The sequence below is a fragment of the Brevundimonas sp. genome (assembly GCF_052436175.1).
Lineage (GTDB): Bacteria > Pseudomonadota > Alphaproteobacteria > Caulobacterales > Caulobacteraceae > Brevundimonas.
On the sequence record NZ_JBQVNM010000047.1, the window covers coordinates 1 to 21577 of the forward strand.

At 68.3% G+C, this 21577-nt stretch carries 20 protein-coding genes, 2 tRNA genes and 1 pseudogene; 6 read left to right on the forward strand and 17 right to left on the reverse strand.

What is annotated here, in order from left to right:
• Together ACT6QK_RS10845 and ACT6QK_RS10850 are read right to left on the reverse strand one after the other, a co-directional pair.
• A partial coding sequence (locus tag ACT6QK_RS10845) for an acyl-CoA dehydrogenase family protein (protein ID WP_444597841.1) occupies positions 1–478 on the reverse strand: 478 nt, incomplete at its 3' end.
• A complete protein-coding gene (locus ACT6QK_RS10850; protein ID WP_444597842.1) occupies positions 475–2253 on the reverse strand; it encodes a class I adenylate-forming enzyme family protein in 1779 nt (592 codons plus the stop codon). The genes ACT6QK_RS10850 and ACT6QK_RS10845, both read right to left, overlap by 4 nt.
• A gap of 365 nt (positions 2254–2618) precedes the next feature.
• Here ACT6QK_RS10850 and ACT6QK_RS10855 point away from each other — a divergent pair, with 365 nt between their 5' ends.
• From ACT6QK_RS10855 to ACT6QK_RS10870, 4 genes are all read left to right on the forward strand, one after another.
• Positions 2619–3851, forward strand: coding sequence for a TetR/AcrR family transcriptional regulator (locus tag ACT6QK_RS10855; protein WP_444597843.1), 1233 nt, complete (start codon positions 2619–2621; stop codon positions 3849–3851).
• A gap of 56 nt (positions 3852–3907) precedes the next feature.
• Positions 3908–5968 carry a capsular polysaccharide biosynthesis protein gene (locus tag ACT6QK_RS10860; RefSeq protein WP_444597844.1) on the forward strand — a complete coding sequence of 687 codons (2061 nt, stop codon included), beginning with the start codon at positions 3908–3910 and terminating at the stop codon, positions 5966–5968.
• Between the two features lie 48 nt (positions 5969–6016).
• Positions 6017–7138 (forward strand): beta-ketoacyl-ACP synthase III, encoded by a 1122-nt coding sequence (locus ACT6QK_RS10865; protein WP_444597845.1) that lies wholly within the window; start codon positions 6017–6019, stop codon positions 7136–7138.
• Between the two features lie 122 nt (positions 7139–7260).
• On the forward strand, positions 7261–7539 hold the full coding sequence (locus ACT6QK_RS10870) for a hypothetical protein (protein WP_444597846.1): 279 nt from the start codon (positions 7261–7263) through the stop codon (positions 7537–7539).
• Positions 7540–7618: 79 nt separating this feature from the next.
• On the opposite strand, the gene ACT6QK_RS10875 is transcribed toward ACT6QK_RS10870, so the two are convergent.
• The 3 genes from ACT6QK_RS10875 to ppdK all read right to left on the reverse strand — a co-directional run bounded on the left by ACT6QK_RS10875 (position 7619) and on the right by ppdK (position 12005).
• Positions 7619–8146, reverse strand: a complete 528-nt coding sequence (locus ACT6QK_RS10875) for a porin family protein (protein WP_444597847.1) — start codon at positions 8144–8146, stop codon at positions 7619–7621.
• A 170-nt stretch (positions 8147–8316) separates the two neighbouring features.
• Complete coding sequence (locus tag ACT6QK_RS10880; RefSeq protein ID WP_444597848.1) at positions 8317–9228, reverse strand: 2-dehydropantoate 2-reductase; 912 nt, start codon at positions 9226–9228, stop codon at positions 8317–8319.
• An 86-nt stretch (positions 9229–9314) separates the two neighbouring features.
• Positions 9315–12005: a pyruvate, phosphate dikinase gene (gene ppdK, locus ACT6QK_RS10885; RefSeq protein WP_444597849.1), complete on the reverse strand. Its 2691-nt coding sequence runs from the start codon at positions 12003–12005 to the stop codon at positions 9315–9317.
• 213 nt (positions 12006–12218) lie between these two features.
• Between ppdK and ACT6QK_RS10890 the strand changes: the two genes are divergently transcribed.
• Together ACT6QK_RS10890 and ACT6QK_RS10895 are read left to right on the forward strand one after the other, a co-directional pair.
• Positions 12219–12821 carry a hypothetical protein gene (locus ACT6QK_RS10890; RefSeq protein ID WP_444597850.1) on the forward strand — a complete coding sequence of 201 codons (603 nt, stop codon included), beginning with the start codon at positions 12219–12221 and terminating at the stop codon, positions 12819–12821.
• Between the two features lie 39 nt (positions 12822–12860).
• Complete coding sequence (locus tag ACT6QK_RS10895; protein ID WP_444597851.1) at positions 12861–14723, forward strand: patatin-like phospholipase family protein; 1863 nt, start codon at positions 12861–12863, stop codon at positions 14721–14723.
• Positions 14724–14786: 63 nt separating this feature from the next.
• Here the strand turns inward: ACT6QK_RS10895 and ACT6QK_RS10900 are convergent.
• The 12 genes and pseudogenes from ACT6QK_RS10900 to ACT6QK_RS10955 all read right to left on the reverse strand — a co-directional run.
• Positions 14787–14863: transfer RNA gene (locus tag ACT6QK_RS10900), tRNA-His, on the reverse strand.
• Between the two features lie 422 nt (positions 14864–15285).
• Positions 15286–15993, reverse strand: coding sequence for a TonB family protein (locus ACT6QK_RS10905; RefSeq protein WP_444597852.1), 708 nt, complete (start codon positions 15991–15993; stop codon positions 15286–15288).
• Between the two features lie 15 nt (positions 15994–16008).
• Entirely contained in the window at positions 16009–16449 is a 441-nt protein-coding gene (locus ACT6QK_RS10910) for a biopolymer transporter ExbD (RefSeq protein ID WP_444597853.1), read from the reverse strand.
• Between the two features lie 5 nt (positions 16450–16454).
• Complete coding sequence (locus ACT6QK_RS10915; protein WP_444597854.1) at positions 16455–17240, reverse strand: MotA/TolQ/ExbB proton channel family protein; 786 nt, start codon at positions 17238–17240, stop codon at positions 16455–16457.
• Positions 17241–17832: 592 nt separating this feature from the next.
• A tRNA-Phe gene (locus ACT6QK_RS10920) sits at positions 17833–17908 on the reverse strand.
• A gap of 86 nt (positions 17909–17994) precedes the next feature.
• On the reverse strand, positions 17995–18162 hold the full coding sequence (yacG, locus tag ACT6QK_RS10925; RefSeq protein WP_444597855.1) for a DNA gyrase inhibitor YacG: 168 nt from the start codon (positions 18160–18162) through the stop codon (positions 17995–17997).
• Positions 18163–18164: 2 nt separating this feature from the next.
• A complete protein-coding gene (locus tag ACT6QK_RS10930; RefSeq protein ID WP_444597856.1) occupies positions 18165–19202 on the reverse strand; it encodes a ribonuclease E/G in 1038 nt (345 codons plus the stop codon).
• Entirely contained in the window at positions 19199–19774 is a 576-nt protein-coding gene (locus tag ACT6QK_RS10935) for a Maf family protein (protein ID WP_444597857.1), read from the reverse strand. The genes ACT6QK_RS10930 and ACT6QK_RS10935 overlap by 4 nt, the downstream gene beginning before the upstream one ends.
• Before the next feature lie 13 nt (positions 19775–19787).
• Entirely contained in the window at positions 19788–20006 is a 219-nt protein-coding gene (gene infA, locus ACT6QK_RS10940; protein ID WP_008261544.1) for a translation initiation factor IF-1, read from the reverse strand.
• 203 nt (positions 20007–20209) lie between these two features.
• Positions 20210–20674 carry a UPF0262 family protein gene (locus ACT6QK_RS10945; RefSeq protein ID WP_444597858.1) on the reverse strand — a complete coding sequence of 155 codons (465 nt, stop codon included), beginning with the start codon at positions 20672–20674 and terminating at the stop codon, positions 20210–20212.
• Positions 20671–21192: a DUF2948 family protein gene (locus ACT6QK_RS10950; protein ID WP_444597859.1), complete on the reverse strand. Its 522-nt coding sequence runs from the start codon at positions 21190–21192 to the stop codon at positions 20671–20673. Before ACT6QK_RS10950 ends, ACT6QK_RS10945 begins: the two co-directional genes overlap by 4 nt.
• Positions 21182–21577 (reverse strand): annotated as a pseudogene (locus tag ACT6QK_RS10955) (UDP-N-acetylglucosamine 1-carboxyvinyltransferase); the annotation flags it as partial. The gene ACT6QK_RS10950 and the pseudogene ACT6QK_RS10955, both read right to left, overlap by 11 nt.

Sequence of the window (21577 nt, forward strand, 5' to 3'; positions counted from 1 at the left end):
TCCAGGTCTTCTGGCCGTTGACGACATAGTGGTCGCCGTCTCGCACGGCCCGGGTCGTCAGGCTGGCGAGGTCGGACCCGGCGCCGGGCTCGGAATAGCCCTGACACCACCAGATGTCCCCGGCCAGGGTCGGCGGCAGGAAGCGCGCCTTCTGCTCGGCCGTGCCGAAGGTGTAGATCACCGGCCCTACCATGCTGATCCCGAACGGCGGCAGGCGGATGGTGTCGGCGGCGGCCAGTTCATTGGCCAGCAGATGCTTCTGCGTCGGCGTCAGGCCCGGACCGCCGTATTCGACCGGCCAGCCCGGCGCGATCCAGCCCTTTTTCGCCAGGGCCCGGTGCCAGGACAGATAGTCCTCCCGCCCCGGATGCTCCCCGGCCTTCTGCTTCGCCCGCAGGTCGGCGGGATAGTCCGAGGCGATGAAGGCGCGGACGGCATCGCGAAAGGCGATGTCCTCGGGCGAGAAGTCGAGGTTCATTGTGCTGTCTCTCTCGCGAGCGCCGCCTTTAGGTCCGGCTTGACGATCTTCCCGGCGGCGTTGCGCGGCAGCATGGACGAAGAAATCCGTGCCTCGGCCGGGACCTTGAAGGCGGCCAGCCGTTCGGCGACGAAGGCGCGCAGAGCCTCCGGCTCGACCGTCTGGCCGGGCAACAGGGAGACGAAGGCCACAGCCTCCTCGCCCAGCACCGGATGGGGCCGTGACACCAGGGCCGCCTCGACGACGGCGGGGTGGGCGTAGAGGACGTCCTCGACCTCCTGGCAGTAGATGTTCTCGCCGCCGCGGATGATGACGTCCTTCTTGCGGTCGACGATGAAGACGAAGCCCTCCTCGTCGATGCGGGCGATGTCGCCGGTCCTGACCCAGCCGTCGACGAAGGTCTCGGCCGTCTCCTGCGGCTTGTTCCAGTAGCCCTTCACGACATTGGGACCATAGGCCATCAGTTCGCCGACCTCGCCGGCCGGCAGGGTGTTCCCCGCCTCGTCCACCACCTTGACCTCGCTGACCGGCATGGCCGGGCCGCAGCTCAAGGGGCGGTTCAGATAGTCCTCGGCCATGTGGTGGGTGTGGGCGGCGCTGGTTTCGGTCATGCCCCAGCCCGAGCCCGGCGCGGCCTTCATGTCGGCGGCGATCTTGCGCACCAGGGTCTCGGGCGCCGGGGCGCCGCCATAGGCCACGACCTCGACCGACGACAGGTCGTGATCGAGACGCGCGGGGGAGCTGAGGATGGCGATGGCGACCGAAGGCACGCCCCCGATGGTCTGGATGCCCTCACGCTCGATCAGGGCGCAGGCCTCCACCGGATCGAAGCGTGGCTGGCAGACCAGCCTCTGACCCAGGGCCACAGCGGTCAGCAGCACCGCGTTGCAGCCGGTCGTGTGGAAGAAGGGAATGGAGACCAGCGACACCCGCTGCGGCGCCGCCGGATCGGGCTGCGGCGGCGCCTCGCCGCGCCGGATCATTGAGCGGACCACGCTGAACTGGGCCGCCATGATGCTGCAACCGGCGTTGCGATGGGTGCCCAGCGCCCCCTTCGGCACCCCGCTGGTGCCCGAGGTGTAGAACAGCACCGCCGGATCCTCGGGGTCGATCGCCACGGCCGGTAGGGCCCCCTCAGGCAGGCTCGACCAGTCGGCGGGACGGCCGATGACGCTTTCCAGGGTGCGGATGCGGGGGTCCGTCGGCTCGTCCTTGGCGCGACAGACATAGAGGCGCGCCACGTCCGGCGCTCCGCCCAGTAGGGGCTCGACCCGGGCCAGCCGCTCGGGGTCCATGATGGCGACCGTCGAGCCGGAATCCGTCAGTCCATAGAGCAGCTCCGGCCCGCTCCACCAGGCGTTCAGCGCCACCACCACCGCCCCGGTCAGGACCCCGGCGAAGAAGGCCACCGGCCATTCCGGCAGGTTGCGCATGGCCAGGGCGACCCGGTCGCCGGGCTGCACCCCCGCCGTCTGAAGCTCGGCCGCCAGGGCCAGGCTGGCGCGCATGAAGGCGTCGAACGACACCCTGTCGTCCTCGTAGACGATGAAGGTCTTTTCCCCGTGGGCCTTGGCCGCCATGAAGGTGTGACGCAGGGTCGGCGGGGCGTTCTTCCACCATTTGACCGGCCGCCCGTCGATCTGGATCGTCTCGATCTCGAACGGCGATCCCGCCGCCGTCAGGGCGGCGTGGGCATGGGCCAGGCTCAGGGCAGGCCAGGCGGGTTGGTCGGGCGACGGCGCGCTGGATCCGGGGTTGGGCGCAGTCTCGGTCATGGGCGGTTTCCTCGGTTACGGCCGCGTTGATCGCAGCGCCTTGGTTTGGGTTACAGAAAGGGCGAACTCAGATTTCCGACAGCCGCCCTCCCTCACGCGCCCGTCGGTCCGTAGTGGTTGAAATCTGGAACCTGCCGTAAGCGGGGTTTGACGTGGCCAACAGCCTGATGACCCACGCACGAGCGATCTTGATTACGGCCACGCCGCCGTGCATCGCCGAGGCGATCCCCTGTTCCCGAGCTTCCATGGCGCACATTCTAACGATGTTGACGCGATCCCTATGGTTAGGATCATGGCCATACCCGTTATTCTAATCAAGCGTTTTCCGGCTTGCTCAAAGGCTTACCCGTGGTAAGCCTGCGTCCATGCAGACGACCGCCCGACGGCGTAGCGATCGGTTCAACGATCGGCGCCGGCAGATCCTCGACGCCGCCGCCCCCCTGTTCAATCAAAAGGGTCTGGGCGGGACGACCCTGGCGGAGGTGGCGGCGGCCGTCGGCCTGATCACCACCAGCGTGACCTACTACTACCGGCGCAAGGACGACCTCGCGGCCGCCTGCCTGATGCGTACGATCGACGCCTATCAGGGGCTGATCGCCGAGGCGGCGGCGCAGCCCGATCCGGCCGCGCGCCTGACCGCCTTCATCGAGGGCTATTTCGGCCTGCTGGCCGACATCGCCGAGGGGCGCGGGCCGGCTCTGATGAATTTCTTCGACATCCGCTCGCTGACCGGAGCGGCTGTGGACCCCGCCTTCTCGGCCTTCAACCAGATGTTCCGAAATCTGCGTGGGATCATGCGACCGGCCCCGGACCGGCCCGCCTTCCCCCAGCCCGAGGAAAACGCCCGGGTTCACCTGACCCTGTCGGTCATCCTGTGGGCGCGGACCTGGGCGGCGCGTTACGACCCGATGGACTATCCGCGCATCGCCGCGCGGCTGTCGGACATCCTGATCCACGGCCTGGCCGCCGGCGCGGCCTGGGCGCCGCCCGTCATCGCCATGCCGGCGCCGGCCGAAGAGGAAGGCGGTCCCAACCTGTCGCGAACCGACTTCCTGAAGGCCGCGACCGAGACGATCAACGACTTCGGCTATCACGGCGCCTCGGTGGATGCGATCGCCGCGCGGCTAAACGTCACCAAGGGCGCCTTCTACCACCACATCTCGGCCAAGGACGATCTGGTGCTCAGCTGTTTCGACCGCAGCTTCGGCGCCGTGCGCGACACCCAGAAGGCGGCGCTGGACGCCGGGCTGGGTCCTTGGGATCGGCTGATCGGCGTCACCGACGCCCTGGTTCGGCGTCAGGTCGAGGACCAGCCCCTGCTGCGCCACATGGCCATCGCCGCCGCCCACGCCGAGGTCCGCGCCGACCTGCGCGACGCCATGGAGCGCCAGACCGAACACTATGCGGGGCTGATCGCCGACGCGTCGGCCGAAGGCGCCGTCCGCCCCGTCGATCCCGCCATCGCCGCCCAGATGGTGGCCGAAACCATCAACGCCGCCCCCGATCTGGCGCGCTGGACGGCCGGGCGACTGTCGGCGGACGAGGCGTCACGGTTCTATGTCCGGCCGCTCTTCATCGACGGCGTGCTCAAGCCCTGATCGACCCCGACCCGATCGCGGTTTGCCAGACGCCCGGCGCGCTCTAAGACAGACCCGTGAGCGCCGCGCCTTCCGACAATTCGAAAACTCCCGCCTGGGTCTGCGCCCCCGGCGTGCGGCGCGTGCCCTTCCTCGAGCAGTTCCTGCCGGAATACGCCTTCCAGTCCACGCCCGGAGCGTCGACCGCCGCCGTGCTCGGCTGGGGCATGAAGCCGACGGCCGCCGCAGGGCGACGCTGGGCGACGGCCAAAGGCGTCCCCTATGTGGCGCTGGAGGACGGTTTCCTGCGCTCGGTCGGACTGGGCGAGAGCGGGGCGACCAGTCTCAGCCTGATCGTCGATGACCTCGGGGTCTACTACGACGCGACCCGGCCCAGCCGTCTGGAGCAGCTGATCGCGACCGCCCCCGACTGGTGCGACGCGACGATGAAGGCGCGGGCGCGCGGCCTGATCGACCGGATCGTCGAGAGCGGGGTATCCAAGACAAACATGGGCGGCCCGCTGGACGCCTCGCTGCTGAAGCCCGATCGTCGCATCCTGATCGTGGACCAGACCCTGGGCGACGCCTCGATCGGCTACGGCCTGGCCTCGACGGCCTCGTTCACCGAGATGATCCGCGCCGCCCGCGCCGACGCGCCGGACGCCCAGCTGATCGTCAAACGCCACCCGGCCGTGGCGGCGGGGCGGAAGCAGGGCTGCATCCCGCAGTCAGAACTGTCGGGCGTCACCCTGATCGACACCGACGTGCGGCCCGCCGACCTGTTGGCGGCGGTGGACGAGGTCTGGTGCGTGACCTCGGCGCTGGGGTTCGAAGCCCTGTTGCGCGGCCTGCCGGTCCGCTGTTTGGGCGCCCCCTTCTACTCCGGCTGGGGGCTGACGACGGATGCGGTCGATACCGGCCGCCGGGGCGAGCCGCGAGACATCGAGACCGTCGCCGCCGCCGCCCTCATCGCCTATAGTCGCTATGTCGATCCCGTCACCGGCAGGCGCTGCGAGGCCGAACAGGCGCTGGAGCGGCTGATCGCCCTGCGCGATCGGGCCGAGCGGCTGTCGGGTCTCTGGTCCGCCGTCGGCTTCGCCCCGGCCAAACGACCGCCGGTCGGTCGCCTGCTCAACTCGCCGAGGGGCCGGGTCGTCCATCACCTGCGCGCCGCCGCCGCCGCCCGTCGCGCCGAACAGGATCAAGGTCGGATGATCTGGTGGTCGGGCAAGGAGAGCGAGCCGATCCGTCGCGCCGCCGCCGCGACCACGGCCCCGACGGTGCGGATGGAGGACGGCTTCATCCGTTCGCGGGGTCTGGGCTCGGACTTCTTCGGCGCCCTGTCCGTCGCTCTGGATGATCTCGGCGTCTATTATGACGCGACCCGACCCAGCCGGCTCGAAGCCCTGATCGAACAGGGCGGCCAGTCAGATCACGACCTCGCCCGCGCCGCCGCCCTGCGCGCCCGCGTGGTCGAGACCGGCCTGTCGAAATACAATCTCAAGGGCGCCGCCCCGTCGGGCTGGCCCGCCGACCGGGTGAAGCTGCTGGTCGTCGGCCAGGTCGAGAACGACAAGTCGATCCAGTTCGGCTGCACCGACATCCGCACGAACTCCGGCCTCGTCGAAGCGGCCCGGCGCGACTTCCCCGACGCCTTCCTGATCTACCGCAACCACCCGGATGTCACGGCGGGCAACCGGCCGGGGCTGCTGGACGCCTCTGCGCTGGAGGCTGTCGACGCTTCGGCCGACGATTTGGACATCATCGACTGCCTGAACGCCTGCGACCGGCTGGCGACCCTGACCTCCCTGTCCGGCTTCGAGGCCCTGATGCGGGGCAAGCCGGTCACCACCTATGGCCGGCCCTTCTATGCCGGGTGGGGCCTGACCGAAGATCGAACCGGTCCCTTCCCCCGTCGCACTCGCGCGGCCACGCTCGACGAGCTGATCCACGCGGCCCTGATCGCCTACCCCGTCTATGTCACGCCCGAGGGTTGGCCCTGCGAGGCCGAGGACCTGGTCGAGCGGCTCATCGCCCAGCAGGACCAGCCCCTGCCTGCCCCGCCGCGCGGCCGGATCCGGCGCTGGTGGCGCGGTCTCAAGGCCAGTCTCGACCGGACGCCGCCACCGGCCTATTAGACGATCCCTCAATCGGCGAGGCCGTAGCCTCGCGACAGGAAGCACCACGTGCCAGCCGCCATTATCGCCGCCACCGGCCTGTTCACCCCCGAACAGTCGATCTCCAACGAGGAACTGGTCACGGCCTACAACGCCTGGGCCGACCGCTGGAACGCCGACCATGCCGCCGAAATCGCCGAGGGCGACGTCGCGGCCCTGACCCATTCCTCCGTCGAGTTCATCGAGAAGGCCTCGGGCATCAAGAGCCGGTTCGTGCTGGACAAGGCGGGCGTGATCGACCCGAACCGGATGGCGCCCAACATCCCCGAACGCCCCAACGAAGAACTGTCGATCATGGCCGAGATGGCCGTCGCCGCCGCCCGTCAGGCCATCGCCGCCTGGGGCAAGGATGTCTCGGAGATCGGGGCGGTGCTCTGCGCGGCCTCCAACATGCCCCGCCCCTATCCGGCCCTGGCCATCGAGGTGCAGCAGGCCCTGGGCATCGAGGGCTTCGCCTTCGACATGAACGTGGCCTGTTCCTCGGCCACCTTCGGCATCAAGACGGCCAGCGACTTCATCGCCTCGGGCTCGGTCAAGGCGGTGCTGATGGTCAACCCGGAGGTCTGCTCGGCCCACCTGAACTTCACCGACCGCGACAGCCACTTCATCTTCGGCGACGTCTGCACGGCCGTGATCCTGGAAGCCGAGGATCAGGCCGGCCCGGGCGGCTGGGAGGTGCTGGGCACACGTCTCCAGACCAGCTTCTCCAACAACATCCGCAACAATTTCGGCTTCCTGAACAACGCTGCGCCTGAGGGCATCGGCCAGCCGGACAAGCTGTTCATCCAGCAGGGCCGCAAGGTGTTCAAGGAGGTGGTGCCGATGGTCTCGGACATGATCATCGACCATGCCCGCGATCTGGCCGTCGATCTCGACCACCTGAAACGGATGTGGCTGCACCAGGCCAACATCAACATGAACGTCATGATCGGCCGCAAGGTGCTGGGGCGCGAACCCTCTGCGGAGGAGAACGTCATCATCCTGGACGAATACGCCAACACCTCCTCGGCCGGGTCGATCATCGCCTTCCATCTGCACAACGACGGATTCCAGCCGGGCGAGACCGGACTGATCTGCTCCTTCGGCGCCGGCTATTCGGCCGGGACGGTGTTCGTCAGGAAACGGGCGTAGGCCGCAACAGGGGTTTCGAACGCGGGTTTATTGCGCGACGCACCCGGCCCCGCTTGCACATGCGGCAAGAGTTTGCTTTCTATCCGGCTCCAGCACAGTGCGAAACGCAGGGGGCCTTCGCAATGGCGAAAACCCAGACTGAGACGCCGGGCCAGAACGCCCTGACATTCCTGGAATCCCTGGCGCGCGACGTCGCGCTGGTGCTCAAGCGACTGGGCGGTTCGGCGCATCAGAACGTCGTCATCGACTGCGTCGCCGCCATGAAGCGCAGTCGTGGCGAGCCGGTGAACCAGGATCTTCGTCAGGCCGTGGTCCAAGCCTTCGAAAGCTACAGCCAGTGGTTCGCCAAGCCCTTCGGCGAGGGTTCGATGCGCTGGGCCCTGATCGCCGAACCGGCCTGACATCGACCATCACGCCAGACGAAAAGGGCCCCTCTCCGATCCGGAGAGGGGCCCTTTCGCCGTCAGCGCCTGAAGCGGATCAGAAGCGACGCACGAAGCTCAGCGCATAGGTATCGGCCTCTCCGCCGTCGTCACGGAAGTCACGGCGCGTCCAGTCAGCCCGGATGCCGTTCTGGCCGTCCAGACGATATTCGGCGCCGGCGCCGTAGTTGACGCTGTCCAGATGCTCGCTCGCGCTCAAACCCAGGGCCTTGGCCTTGATCTCGGTCACGCCGTAACCAACGCGCGCGAACAGATCGAGGTTGGGCTGGACCGGCACGCTCGCCACCGCATAGGCGGCCGCGTCATAGCGGTGCTCGAACTTGGTCGAGACGTCGCCGACATTGTAGCGGTCCGAAGTCACGCCGACCGAGGTTTCGCCTTCCACGCCCAGATAAGGCGTCAGCTTGGCGCCCACCCGCCCCGTGATGGCGCCCAAGTTTCCGGCGTCGGCATCCAGGTAGGTATAGCCCACCGAGCCGTAAACCTGTGGGTTGGTGACAGTCTGGGCCATGGCCGGGACGGCGAATGCAGACAGAACGACGGTCGAGAGAATGATGTTACGCATTGTTTCTTATACTCCTAGATGACGATGACTTGCGGTCATCGGCCCCATCCAGCGAGTTGTTAAATAGGGATCGCCTTCGGCCGTTCCATGGCCGGTATGTTGCGACGCAGAAACTGTAGATTGACTGGCACACACGCCGTTCGGTCAGGAACCATAGTTCCGTTCGACGATCAGGCGGCGGGCAGACTCCAGCCCATGCCGGACAGCAGCGTCGCCGCCATGGCGTTCAGCGGCGCGGGCACGCCATGGCGCGCACCAATACGGGCGATCACGGCATTGCGCGCGTCCCACTCCATCGGCCGCCCCGCAAACCGGTCGCCGAGCAGGGAGTTGACCGAGTCCGCCGGCGACGCCCGGGTGCGCTCGACGACCCAATCCGGCAGGTCGTCGCCCAGATCGGCCCCGACCGCCCGGCCGACGGCGACGCATTCCGCCGCCATGCCGTGCATCAGCTCGGCCATCCCGGGAGACGCCACGACGCCCGACGGCTGCCCGGTCAGGGCGCAGACGGCGCCCGCGCAGTTCAGCGCCAGCTTGGTCCATGCGGCGGTCAGGAAGTCCTCCGTGAGGATCGGCCTGAGCGGCTCCTCATTGAACAAGGCGGCGAAGGCCTCGCCCATCTCCCCGGTCGGGAGGGTCAGGGTTCCATGGCGACGGTGCCGGATCAGACCCGGCCCCTCACGCTCGGCGGGCAGGTCGACGATGACCGGCAGGATGCGATCGGCGGGCACGAAGGGGGAGAACCGCTCGACATGCTCGACGCCGTTCTGGAGCACCGCCAGTCGGCTGTGCGGTCCCATCAGCGGCTTCAGCCAAGCGGCGGCCGCCTCGACGTCATAGGCCTTGGTCGCGACCAGCACCCAGTCCACCGGACCCTCGACCTGATCGGGCGACGTCAACACGCGCGGCGTCGCCTCGATCCGTCCGCCATCCGGGGTTTCGACGCTTAGCCTGTCCAAGGGCGACCGGGCGCAGAGGGTCAAGTCCCCGACCAGCGAACTGCGCGACAGCCAGGCCGCCACCGTGCCGCCGATGGCGCCGGGCCCGACGACGGCGATGGAAAGCGGCTTTGTGTCAGTCATAGGCAGGTCTCCGCAGGAGACCCAAACCTAATGACACCGCTGGACAGCGACAACCCGGCCGCAGAACGCGCTCGCCGGGAGCGCGCTCAGCGATCCTTCTCACGCGCCTCGCCGCCCCGCGTGACCAGGGCCGCCTGGGCCGCCGCCAGACGCGCGATCGGCACCCGGTAGGGAGAGCAGGAAACGTAGCTGAGGCCGACCTCTTCGCAGAAGGCGATGGAGGCGGGGTCGCCGCCGTGTTCGCCGCAGATGCCCATCTTGATGTCGGGCCGCGCCGCCCCGCCCCGCTCGGCCGCGATGCGGATCAGGTCACCGACGCCCTCCTGGTCCAGACGGACGAAGGGATCGGTCTCGAAGATGCCCTTGTCCATATAGGCCTGCAGGAAGCGGCCTGAATCGTCGCGCGAGATGCCGAAGGTCGTCTGGGTCAGATCGTTGGTGCCGAAGGAGAAGAACTCGGCGTGCTCGGCCAGATCACCGGCGCGCAGGGCGGCGCGGGGCAGCTCGATCATGGTGCCGACCAGGTATTCGACGCTGTCGCCGGCCTTCTCGAACACCGCCTTCGCCGTCCGGTCGGTCAGCTCGCGCAGGTATTTCATCTCCAGGCCCAGGGCGACCAGGGGGTGCATGATCTCCGGGATCGGAGCGACGCCGGAGGTCGCCTTCACCTCGAGCGCGGCTTCCAGAACCGCGCGAACCTGCATCTCGTAGATTTCGGGATAGGCGACGCCGAGGCGGCAGCCGCGGTGACCGAGCATCGGATTGGTTTCCTGCAGATCCTTCGCCCGCCGCTTCAGCTTGGCGGCGTCCAGCCCCGACGAGGCGGCCAGGGCGTCGATCTCGGCCTCCGTGTGCGGGATGAACTCGTGCAGCGGCGGGTCGAGCAGGCGGACCGTGACGGGCAGTCCGGCCATGATGGTGAACAGCTCGACGAAGTCCGACTTCTGGAACGGCTCGATCTTGGCGAGCGCCAGGCGGCGGCCGGCCTCGTCATCGGCCAGGATCATCTCGCGCACGGCGGCGATCCGGGTGTCGTCGAAGAACATATGTTCGGTGCGGCACAGGCCGATGCCCTCGGCGCCGAAACCGCGCGCGGTCTTGGCGTCCAGCGGGGTCTCGGCGTTGGCGCGAACCTTCAGACGACGCACGCCGTCGGCCCAGGCCATCAGGGTCTGGAAGTCGCCGGTCAGCTCGGGCTCGATCATGGCCACGGCGCCGTCCAGCACCTCGCCTTTGGACCCGTCGATAGTGATGATCTCGCCGGCCTTGAAGGTGCGGCCGCGCACGGTGAAGGTCCGGGCCTTGTCGTCGATCGAGATTTCCCCGGCGCCCGACACGCAAGGCCGCCCCATGCCGCGCGCCACCACGGCGGCGTGGCTGGTCATGCCGCCGCGCGCGGTGACGATGCCGCGCGCCGCATGCATGCCGTGGATGTCCTCGGGGCTGGTCTCCTCGCGGACCAGGATGACCGCATCACCCAACTGGGCCAGGCGTTCGGCCTCGTCGGCGTCGAAGACGATCTTTCCGGTCGCGGCGCCGGGGCTGGCCGGCAGGCCCTGCGCCACCACGGTGCGGCTGGCGTTCGGGTCCAGGGTCGGGTGCAGCAACTGGTCGAGGGCGGCGGGCTCCACCCGGCTGATCGCCTCCTCCTGGGTGATGACGCCCTCGGACGCGAGGTCCACCGCGACCTTCAGCGCCGACTTGGCCGTGCGCTTGCCGTTGCGGGTCTGGAGCATCCAGAGCCGGCCTTGTTCGACCGTGAACTCGATGTCCTGCATGTCGCGGTAGTGGCTCTCCAGCTTGCCCACGACCTCGACGAACTCGGCGAAGACCACGGGCATGGCCTCTTCCATCGAGGGGGCGGTCTCGCCCATCTCCTCGCGCCCGGCCTTGGTCAGCGACTGCGGCGTACGGATGCCGGCGACGACGTCCTCGCCCTGGGCGTTGATCAGGAACTCGCCGTAGAGCTTGGCCTCGCCGGTGGAGGGGTTGCGGGTGAAGGCCACGCCCGTGGCCGAGGTCTCGCCCATATTGCCGAACACCATCGACTGGACGTTGACCGCCGTGCCCCAGCTCTCGGGAATGTCATGCATGCGGCGATAGAACTTGGCCCGGTCGTTCATCCAGCTGGCGAAGACGGCCGAGACGGCGCCCCACAGCTGGTCCTGCGGATCCTGCGGGAAGGGATGGCCCAGCTCGCGCTCGACCACGGCCTTGTAGTCCGCAACCACCTTCTCCCAGTCGCCGGCGGTCAGCTCGGTGTCGACCGTGACGCCCAGACGGTCCTTGTGGTCGTCCAGAACCTCCTCGAAGTCGTCGTGGCTCAGGCCCAGCACCACGTTGGAATACATGGTGATGAAGCGACGATAGGAATCGAAAGCGAACCGGCGGTCGCCCGACAGTTTCGCCAGACCCTCGACCGTCTGATCGTTGAGACCCAGATTCAGGACCGTGTCCATCATGCCCGGCATCGAGGCGCGGGCGCCCGAACGCACCGACACCAGCAGAGGGTTCTCCGCGTCGCCGAAGGTCTTGCCGACCACGGCCTCGACCGCCTTCAGCCCCTCGGCGACCTGGCCCGCCAGATCGGCGGGATAGGTCTGGCCGTTGGAATAATAGTGGACGCAGGCCTCGGTGGTGATGGTGAAGCCGGGGGGCACCGGCAGGCCCAGCGACGACATCTCCGCCAGGTTGGCGCCCTTGCCGCCCAGCAGATTCTTCATCGACGCGTCGCCATCGGCGGAACCGCCGCCGAAGCCGTAGACCCACTTGCTCATCCGGTAACCCCTGAGTTGGAAACGTCGCCGGCGGGTTCACCCCGCTCATGGCGCCCTGACTAACGTGCTGCGACCGCGAAGGCGAGGGGGGCTGTAACAGTTTGTGAGCGCTGCGGCTTGGTCGTATCTGCCGTCATGTTCGACGCAAGCCGGACGACGTCCCGTGATCCACGAGACAGGGTGGGCCCCCACGATGCAAAAGGAGCAGTCGTCATGTCCGCCCTGGTCGCCCTGGCCGTCACCCTTCTGTCCGGCGCCGCACCGGCGCCCGCCGTGCAATCGAACTGCCCTCCTGCAGGCGCGCGTTTTCAACGCAACAACATCGATTCCACGTTCGTCGTCGTGTCCGAGGGCGGAGCCATGAACGATACCCTTGGGTGCCGTTGGCGTCGGGAGGACACCGGCGCGCGGATCTGGCTTACCATGGAACTGATGCGCCCCCTCGGGCCCGCGGGAGGCGCTCCTGCCGGGAGACCCGCAACACCGGCCGGCTCCGGCAGCGCCGGCCTCGGTCCGATCGCCAGCGGGGTCTATGAATGCGACAGTCCCGCCGCGGTCGGCGGCTCGATCATGGGGCGGCCGGTCACGGGCTTCTTCTTCGGCGTCACCGGACCCGGTACGTATCGGGACTTTGACGGCGGGCGCGGGGCCTTCAGCCAGAGCGGCGATGTTCTGACCATGACCAGCGGCCCGTTGCGGGGGATACGGTACAGACGTCAGGCTGCGGGTCTGTTCCGGCCACTGGACGCCCAGGGCCAGATCGGGCCGATCCGGTGCGTCCTGAACCGCGCGAAATCCCTGACGGGGCGCTGGTAGCCCCCTATCGCCGATGGCGAAAATCGGGATGATCGGGGCATGGCCAAACGCCGCGCCGCCCCCTCCTCCGACACGCTCGAGGCCGCCCTCGCGCGGGTGTTCGACCATCGCAGCCATCAGGCGAGCTGGTTCGCCCTGACGGGAGGCGAGCCGCTGTTCGCGGCGGGTGACGAGGCGGACAGCCTCTACCTGTTGCGCTCGGGGCGGCTGGGCGTCTTTCATCGCGCCGAAGGCCAGCCGCCGCAGTTCATGGGTGTGATCCGGCCGGGGGAGCCGGTGGGGGAAATGGCCCTGATCGCCGGCACGCCCCACACGGCGGATGTGGTGGCCCTGCGCGATTCCGAGATTCTGGCCCTGCCCCGCGACGCCTTCTTCGAGGTGGCGCGCACCGAGCCGGACGTGATGCTCCACCTGTCGCGCCTGATGCTGAGCCGGGCGCGCGATCATTCCGGCAATGCCGCCGGCGAACCGACCGTCTTCGGCTTCGTCGGCGCCCGCGCCCGTCCCATCCGCGCCTTCGTCGAACGGGTCGCCGCCGCCGTCGCGGCCTTGGGCTATTCGTGTCAGGTCATCGACGAGACGGCGTTGCGCTCGGCCTCGGAATGGTTTTCGCGGGTGGAGGACAGCCACGACTACGTCCTCTATGTCGCCGAGGCGGATCAGCCGGCCTGGGCCGCCCTGTGCGCCCGCCAGGTGGACCGGCTGTTCGTCGTCGGCGACGCCCTGACCGCCCCGCCCGCGACGACGCCGTCTCGGTCGCTCGAAGGTCTGGGCCGTCAGTTCACCGACCTGATCCTGCTGCGCGACGCCCGGATGGAACGGCCCGCCAACACCCGCATCTGGCTGGATGCGGTCGAGCCCGGGCGCTGGTTCCATGTGCGGGAGGGCCAGGAGGCGGACTCAGCCCGGATCGCCCGCATCGTCACCGGCACGGCCGTGGGCCTGGTGCTGTCGGGCGGCGGCGCCCGGGCCTACGCCCACATCGGGGTGGTCAGGGCGCTGAACGAGATGAAGGTGCCGCTGGATTTCGTCGGCGGCGCCTCCATGGGGGCCGTGGTCGCCGCCGGGCCGGGCCTGGACTGGAGCGATGCAGAATTGGACGCCCGCATCCGCACCGCCTTCGTGAAATCCAACCCCCTGTCCGACATCGCCGTGCCCATCGTGGCCATGACGCGGGCGGGCAAGGTCGCCCGGCTGCTCTACGACGCCTATGGCGACATCGACATCGCCGACATGCCCCGGCCCTTCTTCGCCGTGTCGTCCAACCTGACGACCGGGCGGCTGGAGGTGCATCGGCGGGGCCTGCTGCGCCGGGCCATGCGCGCCTCGATCGCCATTCCCGGCGTCATGCCGCCGGTCGTGATCGACGGCCAGGTCCTGGTGGACGGGGCGGTGGTCAAGAACTTCCCCACCGACGTGATGCGCCAGCTCAACGCCGGGCCCATCGTCGGCTCCGACATGTCACAGGTGCGCGGCGTCGATCCGGCGGGATTGGAAAATCCGCCGTCCTGGTGGCGGTGGATCGCGTCGGGCGCCTGGCGCAACGGGCCGCCCATCGTCTCGGTGCTGATGCGGTCGGCGACCATCACCACGGACGCCGAGCTGGAGCGGTCGCGGGCCCAGACGGATCTGCTGATCCTGCCCGATCCCGGGGCGACGGACATTCGCGACTGGAAGATCTATGAGCCCGTCGTGGAGGCCGGGCACGCCGCCGCCCTGTCGGGCCTGGCGGGGCTGGACGGGCCGGTCGAGACCCTCAAGAAGCGCCGCGCCGCCGCGCTGAAGCCGGCGGCCCTGCCCGAAACGACCGAGGCAGACGCGCCCGTCGCCCCCGGCAAGCCCAGACGCGGTTTCTCGCTCAGGCGTGCGGCCTCCGCCGACCGCGCGGGCCAAAAGACCTGACATCCGGAAGCCCGTCATGCGACGCCGCTCTGCGCGCGGCGGTCCTCCTGACGGGAAGAGGGGTGGTACAGCCTCTCAGGCTTGAACTGAGGACCTCCGGCTCCACAAACCGGCGCTCTAACCAACTGAGCTAAGGCTGCCCATTCGGGACCATGTCCCGCGCGAGGCGCGTTGTTTAGCGGCGCCGCCCGCCTCGATCAAGCGCCAACCGCAGAGGACGAAAGAAACGTCCAGCGCGTCTCCGAGAACGGAAGGCCATGGTTCGGCCGAGTGTTGGCGGGCTCTTCCGCGTCAGCGAGCCTGGGGCTCTGGACGATCCGATGTCGGTGACGGCTCGGTTCGTCACAACGGGCACAGCGATATCACCACGAACACGACGAGATCGCTGCCTCCCCCGCTGTGATCGCTGTGAAAGCGCTGTGCCCGTTGTGATGAACCCCGGCGCCAGGCCGACGCTCGCTATCGCGGGGTGCGCGGGACGCCGACGTTCAACCGGATTGATGCCAAACGAAAACGCCCCGGAGTTTCCTCCGGGGCGTCTCGAAGATCGAGAAGTTCGATCCTATTGCAGGCGGAACGAGGTCGTGAAGCGGACCTTGCCCCCCGTGGCCACACCGTCCACCGAGCGCGGGGACAGACGGGCGCGACGGGCCGCCGACAGGGCCGCGGCGCCGAAGCCCGCACCCGAAGGCGTTTCCGAGAGAACCGAGCAATCCGACACGCTGCCGTTCGCATTGACGGTGCACTCGACTTGGACCGAGCCGCTTTCGATGCCGCGATCCTGGGCCCGTTGCGGGAACTCCGGACGAGGCGCCGAGCTCCAGCTGGGGTTGGAGATCACCGGCGGCCGAGGCGGAGCCGGCGGAGCGGGCGGAGGCGGAGGTCCGGGGACGATGACGGGGGGACCCGTATATTCGACCCGGTCTTCCTTCTTCGTCGGCTCGATCGGAAGGGTGATCGGCGGCGGCGGCGCGTTCGGCACGGCGACCGGAGGACGGACCTGCAGCTTGGGCGGCGGCGGGGTGTCCGGCGGAGGCGGCGGCGGCGGCGGGGGCGGAGGCGGCGGCGGGGGAGCGACGATCTCCACCTCCACGCCCTCGTCCTCGTAGTTCATCACCTGCATCTCGAACTTCGTCCGTTGCACCCAGATGATGAGGGCGACGAACATGATGCAGACGACGGCGAGGGCGATCAGCCAGACGACCGGATTGGCCTTCTTGCGGGGCGCGTCATACCGACTGCGGTGATATTCGACGGGTGTATCTGTCATGTGATCTCCCGTTCCTTACGACACTGGCGCTTTGTCTTCGCCGACGAGCGCGACACTATAGAAGCCCGCATCCTGCAGCGAATTCATGGCCTGCATGAAATCGCCATAGCGCGTGGCCTGGTCGCCGCGGATATAGATCCGCTCCTTCGTCGGGTCACGACGACCGATCTGTTCGGTCAGCGCGGTCCCGAGACCTTCGTAGGTGGTCTCGTTGTCCCCGATGAACACCCGGCCATCCGTCTGGATGGAGATGAACACCGGCTTGGGCGGACTTTGAGTGGGCTTCGCGACGGAAATCGGCAGCTTCACTTCAACCCCAGGGGTAGCGACCGCAGACGCCACCATGAAGATGATGAGCAGAACCAGCATGATATCAACGAAAGGCGTGACGTTGATGTCAGAGTTCTGCTCGACGTGATACTTGCCGCCGCCCGAGCCTCCGAGTTTGGCGGCCATGCGTCTTACGCTCCCTTGTCGAGTTGACGCGAGATGGCGTTCAGCAGCTCAGCGGCGAAACCATCCGAGCGGGTGCCGTAGGCCGAGATGCGGGTGTTGAAGTAGTTGTAGAACACAACGGCCGGGATAGCGGCGAACAGACCGATGCCGGTGGCCAGCAGGGCTTCGGCGATACCCGGGGCGACGGAGGCCAGGTTGGTGGTGTTCGACTGCACGATCCCGATGAAGGAGTTCATGATGCCGTAAACGGTGCCAAACAGACCGACGAACGGGCCGATGGAGCCGGTCGAGGCCAGGAACTGCTGACCGCCCGAGAGGCGAGCGGCCAGACCGGCCTGCACGGCCGAGACGGCGTGCTGGGCGCGGGCCAGGGCGCCGTCCTGGTGATCGCCGGTGACGCTCAGGCCGGCCTGACGCGACAGTTCGATTTCCTCGGTGGCGGCGGCGGCCATGTCGGCCAGCGGGTTGCCTTCCCACTCTTCAGCGGTGGCGACCTTGTGCATGTCGGCGATGGTGCGGGCGCCGCGGAAGCTTTCGAGGAAGTTGTCGGTCTTGCGGTTCAGGCTGGCGAACTCGATCAGTTTGATGATGAGCAGGGTCCAGGAGAAGATCGAGGCGAGCATCAGGCCGATCATGACGACCTTAACGACGGGCGTCGCCATCATGAACATCGAGATCGGCGTGATGTCACCGCTGTGGCCGCCGGCTTCCTGGGCCAGGGCGGGGGACGCTGCCATCAGGGCGGCGGCGCCGGCCATGGCAAGGATAGTCATTTTTTTGCTGTCGAGCATGTGTCGCCGGTTCCTGCTTTTCGGTCTGACTTTTGGACCCTGAGACAGCGCGCCTGAGCGCCTGTCCCTTCCATGAAATCGTTTCAACTCCGGCTTCACCCCCTCGGGAAGCTCGACCGGAAGCCTATGTTAACGTCTCGGCAACCTTTGGGGAAGCCAAGACCGGGGTGACGGCGCGGCGTTCAGCAAGAAAGCCGCCCGCGCGCCGTTCGTTGACCGTCGCCCGTAAAGACGGCGGTCAAGCGTCTTTGGCGAAGCGGGTCAGGAGCGTCAAGGGCGCAGAAGCGTTTTCGCGCCGGGACTGCAGGGAACTTGCGCCATTCACCGCTCAGGAAACAGAAACCGGTGTCACCTGATCGTCATGAAGCTGGGCACAGCAATTTTATTGCACTGCAACATTTCGAAACAAATGGACGGTTCGCCTGCTGGGTCGCAGAAGAAAATCCTGCCCGAATGGTCAAGAGTTAAGAAAAAGACCCCCGACATAACGTTGTTTGGGGTGCATCTGCGCCTGCCCGAACGACGCGGTCTCGTGGCGCAGACGGCGGCGCTGCGACATCGCCGCAGGGTTTCGCCGACAGTGAGAAGGAAGTGGTGCCTGGGGGCGGATTCGAACCACCGACACGTGGATTTTCAATCCACTGCTCTACCAACTGAGCTACCCAGGCCCTGACGCGGTTCTCGGGGCCTCGAAAGGCTTCCCGGCGCGGGAGCGGGGTCTATAGTCGAGCGGAAACAGGGTGTCCAGACTGTTCTACAGGTCCGACCCGTCTTCCTCTGGCACCGCTTCGTCGTCCGGCACGGGAATGGCATATGCGCCTGTGAACCAGCGCTGCAGGTCCACGTCCGAGCAGCGTTTGGAGCAGAAGGGTCGATACTCGGGAATCGACGGGTGTTTTTGACAAATCGGGCACTGGGCCATGGTCAGGTCTCCTCGATTCTCTCTTTGCCCGGGCGGACCGCTTCATCCTGTCGCAGCCCCGCGCGAGGGCCCAGCCGCGCGATCAGAGGCGCCGCGCGTTCCGCCAGGGCCGGACGACACCAGGCCGTCAGTCGCGGCGAGGCCGTGTCGGCGAGAACCGCATGGCGCAGGCGGCGGGTCAGGGCGATCGCTTCGGTCTGCAGGGCCCGCTCCGATCCGGGGCGGCCCAGCGTCTCCTCGATCGGCGTGCGTCGCCACGGCAGGGACAGCTGCATCAGGCCGAGGCGACTGACCGGCCCCCAGACCGCCTCCGGCGCCCAGGCGAAGGCCTCGCGCGCCTGGGCCGCCAGTCCGCCGCCCTCGTGCACGGCGCCGACCAGATCGATCACCACCAGCCCGCCCCAGCGCTTGAGCCGGATCAGTCGGGCGGCCTGACGCAGGCCCTCGCGATTGGCGGTCGCCCTGCCCTTGCGACCGTCCCGGCCGGGCTGGGGGGCGAAGTCGATGTCCACGGCGATCAGGGCGCGCGTCCGCTGCACGGCCAGGTCGAGACCGGACGCCGCGAAGACGCCGCCAGACGCCAGCGCCTCCTCCTCGGCCTCCCAGGTCGCCTGGATGGCGACTGCTCCGGTCTGGACCTCCACGCCGGGCGCCAGAGCCGCCAGTTCGTCCAGCAGATCAGGCGCGGCCTCCAGCAGACGCGGCGCGCCCTCGGCCGGGCCGGTCCGACGCACCACCGCCCCCTTGGCCTCACGCGGCTCGGCCGTGACCACGACCTCCAGGGCCTGGCCGACGGTCAGCACATGGTTGCGTTCGAACGGCAGAAAGGCGTGCGGCCCCTCCCCGCCCAGATCGACGAAGCCGCCGGACAGCCCCGCCTCCACGGCGACCACACGGCCGATCGACCGCGCGCCCAGTCGCATCGCGTCGGGATCGCCCTCGCGCTGGATCAGGATCTGTTCGAACCGGCCGTTCCTCGCCACCACCCCGCGCCGCTCGCCGGGCGTGTCGTCGTAGAAGAGCTCGATGTCGCCGCTCACGCCCGCCAGCCGGCGCCGTTCAGCAGATTGGCGGTCTCATAGAGTGGCAGGCCCATGACCGCCGGGTGGCTGCCGACGATGCGGATGACGAAGGCGCCCGCCGGTCCCTGAATGCCGTAAGCCCCAGCCTTGCCCCGCCAGTCGCCCGAGGCGACGTAGGCGGCGATTTCGGCCGTGGAGAGGGTCTTGAAGGTCACCCGCGTCTCGACCACCCGATGCGTGATCCGTCCGTTCGCCGCCACGGCCACCCCGGTGAAGACCCGGTGGTTGCGGCCCGACAGCAGGGTGAGAAACTTCGTCGCCTCGGCCTCGTCGGCGGCCTTTTCCAGAAGGCGACGGCCTACCGCCACCACCGTATCGGCGGCCAGGACGACCGCGTCGGGCGACCGCGCCGCCACGACCTCGGCCTTCGATCGGGCCAGGCGGGCCGCCAGCCGGGGCGGCGTCTCGTCCCGAAGCGGCGTCTCGTCGATATCGGCGGGGTCGATGCGGTCGGGTGTGATCCCGATCAGCGCCAGCAGTTCGATGCGGCGCGGGCTGGCCGAAGCCAGCACGAGTTCGGGACGGCTCATGGCGAGCCCGTCCTTACTTGAAGCGATAGGTGATGCGGCCCTTGGTCAGGTCATAGGGCGTCATCTCGACCAGGACCTTGTCGCCGGCCAGGACGCGGATGCGGTTCTTGCGCATCTTGCCCGCGGTGTGGGCGATGATTTCGTGATCGTTCTCGAGCGTCACGCGGAAGGTGGCGTTGGGCAGCAGCTCGCTGACCGTACCGGGAAACTCGAGCAGTTCTTCCTTAGCCATGCGGCCTCACACGCCCGGTTGAATACGAATCGAGGCCCGCGCCGGGCGGGGCGCGAGCCGTAAGAAGTGGGGGCTAATGCACCAAAACGGCCGGATAGTCGAGGCCAGCGGGTGAGGAGTGCTCGTGAGCAAGAGGTGAGCGAGTCAGGTCACGCCGGCGACAGCAGCTCACGGCTTTGCTCACCGGCACTGCTCACCCGTCTTCACCGCCGATATAGCGCGCAAACCAGGGTGAACAGGCGCCGCGCGGTTTCGTGGTCGATGGCGACCTTGCCCTCCAGCCGCGCCTGCAACGCCTCTGCGCCTTCGTTGTGCAGACCCCGCCGGCCCATGTCGACCGCCTCGATCTGGGTCGCCGACGAGCCGCGCAGGGCCTCGTAATAGCTGTCGCAGATCAGCAGATAGTCCTTCAGCACCGTCTTCAGCGGCGTCAGGGACAGGGCGTAGGTGCGGGCGAACCCGCCCGGCGCCGCCACGTCGAACACCAGCCGGTTGTCCTGCAGCGACAGCTTGAGGTCATAGGGGCCGTGTTCGGCGTCGGCCGGCTGGAAGCTGTTCTTCTCGACCAGATCGAAGATGGCGACCCGACGCTCATGCTCGATCTCCGCCGTCGCCGACGGCAGGGTCGCGGCGTCCAGTTCGACCGATTGCAGCCTGTGTTCGCTCATGCGCCCTCTCCGACCGTCGCCGCCTCGGCGTCATCCTCGGGATGGGCCGGGGCGGCGCGCGCCGGCCACCGATCCGAGATGTCGACGACCACGGCGTCCAGACATTCGACCTCGACCCTCAGGTCGCCGCCGCCGGCGAACATCAGGGTGACCCGCCCGCCGGGAGCCTCGGTCGGCTCGAAATCCAGCGCCAGCAGCTCCAGCGCGGCGTCGGGCAGGCGCGGCAGGCCCCGGCTGCGCACGGCCTGGACATCGCCGAACTGCATGGCCGAGCGCACCCGCGTGCCGCCGCATTCCCAGCAGAAGCGGCTGAACTCGATGGTCAGCCGCCGCGCCGCCTTTTCCCAGACGATGTCGGCCGGGCGCAGGATGGCGTCCTGGAGCGCCGCCGAGATGATGGCCAGATCCTCGCCGTCCTCGGCCAGCAGCCGCAGGGGCTCAATGGCGCGCCCCGCATCCCCCGGCGCGGGAGGCTCTATCGGGCGGGCGGCGTCCGGATTGAAAGCCTCAGTGCTCATCGGCCGGACTTTCGACGGGCGGGCCGTGGATGCGGCGGATCTGGGCCCCGCAGGCGCCGAGCTTCTCCTCCAGCCGTTCAAAGCCGCGATCCAGATGGTAGACGCGACCGATCGTGGTCTCGCCCTCGGCCACCAGTCCCGCGATGACCAGACTGACCGAGGCCCGCAGGTCGGTGGCCATGACGGGCGCCGCCTTCAGGGTTTCGACTCCCCTCACCCGCGCCTCGCCCGCGTGGACCGAGATGTCGGCGCCCAGCCGCGCCAGTTCGGGCGCGTGCATGAAGCGGTTCTCGAAGATGTTCTCGTGGATGACGCTCTCGCCCTCGGCCGTCGTCATCAGGGCCATGAACTGGGCCTGCAGGTCGGTGGCGAAGCCGGGATAGAC

Excerpts from the sequence above, each read along its gene's own strand:
- ACT6QK_RS10850 (WP_444597842.1), bottom strand. The coding sequence starts at position 2,253 with ATGACCGAGACTGCGCCCAACCCCGGATCCAGCGCGCCGTCGCCCGAC.
- ACT6QK_RS10855 (WP_444597843.1), top strand. The coding sequence starts at position 2,619 with ATGCAGACGACCGCCCGACGGCGTAGCGATCGGTTCAACGATCGGCGC.
- ACT6QK_RS10870 (WP_444597846.1), top strand. The coding sequence starts at position 7,261 with ATGGCGAAAACCCAGACTGAGACGCCGGGCCAGAACGCCCTGACATTC.
- ACT6QK_RS10875 (WP_444597847.1), bottom strand. The coding sequence starts at position 8,146 with ATGCGTAACATCATTCTCTCGACCGTCGTTCTGTCTGCATTCGCCGTC.
- ACT6QK_RS10880 (WP_444597848.1), bottom strand. The coding sequence starts at position 9,228 with ATGACTGACACAAAGCCGCTTTCCATCGCCGTCGTCGGGCCCGGCGCC.
- ppdK (WP_444597849.1), bottom strand. The coding sequence starts at position 12,005 with ATGAGCAAGTGGGTCTACGGCTTCGGCGGCGGTTCCGCCGATGGCGAC.
- ACT6QK_RS10890 (WP_444597850.1), top strand. The coding sequence starts at position 12,219 with ATGTCCGCCCTGGTCGCCCTGGCCGTCACCCTTCTGTCCGGCGCCGCA.
- ACT6QK_RS10895 (WP_444597851.1), top strand. The coding sequence starts at position 12,861 with ATGGCCAAACGCCGCGCCGCCCCCTCCTCCGACACGCTCGAGGCCGCC.
- ACT6QK_RS10905 (WP_444597852.1), bottom strand. The coding sequence starts at position 15,993 with ATGACAGATACACCCGTCGAATATCACCGCAGTCGGTATGACGCGCCC.
- ACT6QK_RS10910 (WP_444597853.1), bottom strand. The coding sequence starts at position 16,449 with ATGGCCGCCAAACTCGGAGGCTCGGGCGGCGGCAAGTATCACGTCGAG.
- ACT6QK_RS10915 (WP_444597854.1), bottom strand. The coding sequence starts at position 17,240 with ATGCTCGACAGCAAAAAAATGACTATCCTTGCCATGGCCGGCGCCGCC.
- yacG (WP_444597855.1), bottom strand. The coding sequence starts at position 18,162 with ATGGCCCAGTGCCCGATTTGTCAAAAACACCCGTCGATTCCCGAGTAT.
- ACT6QK_RS10935 (WP_444597857.1), bottom strand. The coding sequence starts at position 19,774 with ATGAGCCGTCCCGAACTCGTGCTGGCTTCGGCCAGCCCGCGCCGCATC.
- infA (WP_008261544.1), bottom strand. The coding sequence starts at position 20,006 with ATGGCTAAGGAAGAACTGCTCGAGTTTCCCGGTACGGTCAGCGAGCTG.
- ACT6QK_RS10945 (WP_444597858.1), bottom strand. The coding sequence starts at position 20,674 with ATGAGCGAACACAGGCTGCAATCGGTCGAACTGGACGCCGCGACCCTG.
- ACT6QK_RS10950 (WP_444597859.1), bottom strand. The coding sequence starts at position 21,192 with ATGAGCACTGAGGCTTTCAATCCGGACGCCGCCCGCCCGATAGAGCCT.